Genomic DNA, 2,198 nt, shown 5'->3' on the forward strand with positions numbered 1-2,198 from the left:
TTTTTTTTTCACCCACAACACGCCATACGAGATGTTGAGAGGTCTCGTGGGCTCGGAGATGTGTATAAGAGACAGGTACACGGTGATCGCCGCGCTGCCCGGCGTCGGGATGACCCGGGCCGGGCGCGACGATGGCCTCGACGCCTGGTTCGGCACCGCCGGCGACACCCCGATCGGGCCCTGTGCCGCCGGGGTGCGGCCGGGCGGGCCCGGCGGTGGCGTGCTCGGTGCCGGACCCGGTGCCGGCCACGATGCTGGTCTCGGTGCCGGCCACGATGTGGACGCCGGCGCGACGCGGGCCGGGCGCTGCGCGCAGGCCCGGCGGGACCACCACGAGGCGCTGCCGGTACGGATCGCGGAGCTCTGCTCGTCCGTCATCGTCGCGGTGCTGTGGGCCGCGAGCCCGCTGCTCCTGCTGGCGGTGCCGCCGCCCATGCTGGCGTTGCAACGGAGCCTGGTGCACACCGACCTGCTGCACGCCGCCCGGTCCGACGCGAAGACCAGGCTCGCCAATCCCGCCTACTGGCGGCAGGTGGCCGAGCGCGAGTTCGACCGGGTCGGCCGGTCCCGGCGGCCGATGTCGGTGCTGCTCGTCGACATCGACCACTTCAAGCGGGTCAACGACCGGTTCGGCCATCTCGTCGGCGACGTCATCCTGCTCGCCGTGGCCGACACGCTGCGGGGGATGACCAGGCCACGGGACCTCGTCGGTCGGTTCGGCGGGGAGGAGTTCGTCGTCCTGCTCAGCGAGGTGGGCGGGGAACACGCGCTCGACGTCGCGGAGCAGATCCGGCGCCAGGTCGCCCGCACCCGCTGCCGGCTGGACGGCCATCCGCCGCTGTCGGTCACGGTCTCCGTCGGCGTCGCCACCCACACCCATCACGGGCCGCCGAGCGATCTCGCCACGCTGCTCGCCCGGGCCGACAACGCCCTTTACAGCGCCAAGGCCGACGGCCGCAACCGCGTCGCGTTCGCCGATCCGCTGTGCGCGCCGGCGTGACGCCCGGCCCCCGGTGCCGCGGGCGCGGGACCGCCTCAGCGGCGCTCGGCCGCCCGGACCGTGTTGCGTAGCAGCAGCATCGTGGTGACCGGGCCGACGCCGCCCGGCACGGGCGTCAGCGCGCCCGCGACCGGGGCGATGGCCGCGACGTCGACGTCGCCGACCTGGCCCGCCGCGGTGACCGCGGTGCCGACGTCGACGACCGTGGCGCCAGGCCGGACGAAACCGGCGCCGACCAGCCCCGGCCGGCCCGTCGCGGCGACGATGATGTCGGCCTCGTGGGCGACGGTGACCAGGTCGGCGGTGCGGGAATGGCAGATGGTGACGGTCGCGTCCTCGGCGAGCAGCAGCAGCGACACCGGCTTGCCGACGACCGGCCCGCGGCCGATGACGCACACCCGGACGCCGGCCATCGGGATGGCGGCGCGGGTGAGGATCTCCACCACGGCGGCGGCGGTGGCCGGTGCGAAGCCCGGCAGGCCGAGGGCGAGCCGACCGAGGCTCGCGGGGTTCATCCCGTCGACGTCCTTCTCGACGGGGATGTGCTCGCCGACCTCGCGGGAGCTCAGGCCCGCCGGCAGCGGCGTCTGCACGATGATCCCGTCGACCAGGGGGTCCGCCGCCAGCGCGTCGACCAGGTCGAGCAGCGCGGCCGGGCCGCCCGCCGGCTGGCGCGCTTCGCAGCGCACCCCGACCTTGCCGGCGGTCCGTTCGATGATGTGCGTGTAGGAGCGGGCGGCCGGGTCCGTGCCCGGCAGGACCACGGCCAGCGTCGGTGTGTGGCCGGCGACCATCAGCCGCTCGGCCTCGTCGATCACGTAGCGGCCGATCTCGGCGGCCATGGACCGCCCGTCGAGCAACCTCATGCGGCCCTCCGCTCTGCTGTGCGTGGAATCTGTTGTGCCTGGATCTGTCGCCGCGCCAGCCGTGCCGGCCAGCCGCGTCGGGCGTGGTGGCCGCTGCCTACCCCGGTGCGCGATCGTAAATGCGGAGCTGGCGGGGCCCGGTCGCAGGCCTGTTCGTACCGTAGCAAGCCGACGTCAGCGCGTACCCATGCCGAGGTACCCGTGGCGGGCTATGTGGCCAGCCCGAGCAGGCTGGATGCCCACGGTTACGCAACGACGGCCACGGACGGTGACAGTCCCGGTCTTTCCTGCTGATCCTGGTGGTTCGGTGGCGTTCGCGTCTCCGTCGTCGG

At 73.8% G+C, this 2,198-nt stretch carries 2 protein-coding genes; one reads left to right on the forward strand and one right to left on the reverse strand.

Annotation, left to right across the window (positions count from 1 at the left end):
* The coding region (locus MXD60_RS30385) for a GGDEF domain-containing protein (RefSeq protein ID WP_283098557.1) at window positions 1–1,000 on the forward strand (1,000 nt) is incomplete at its 5' end.
* Between the two features lie 35 nt (window positions 1,001–1,035).
* On the opposite strand, the gene MXD60_RS17810 is transcribed toward MXD60_RS30385, so the two are convergent.
* A complete protein-coding gene (locus MXD60_RS17810; RefSeq protein WP_248820438.1) occupies window positions 1,036–1,866 on the reverse strand; it encodes a bifunctional 5,10-methylenetetrahydrofolate dehydrogenase/5,10-methenyltetrahydrofolate cyclohydrolase in 831 nt (276 codons plus the stop codon).
* Window positions 1,867–2,198: the final 332 nt, after the last annotated feature.

The organism is Frankia sp. AgB32 (genome assembly GCF_023243045.1).
In the GTDB taxonomy this organism is placed as follows: domain Bacteria; phylum Actinomycetota; class Actinomycetes; order Frankiales; family Frankiaceae; genus Frankia.

What these genes read in the sequence shown, in the direction of transcription:
- MXD60_RS17810 (WP_248820438.1), bottom strand. Translation starts at nt 1,866, where the DNA reads ATGAGGTTGCTCGACGGGCGGTCCATGGCCGCCGAGATCGGCCGCTAC.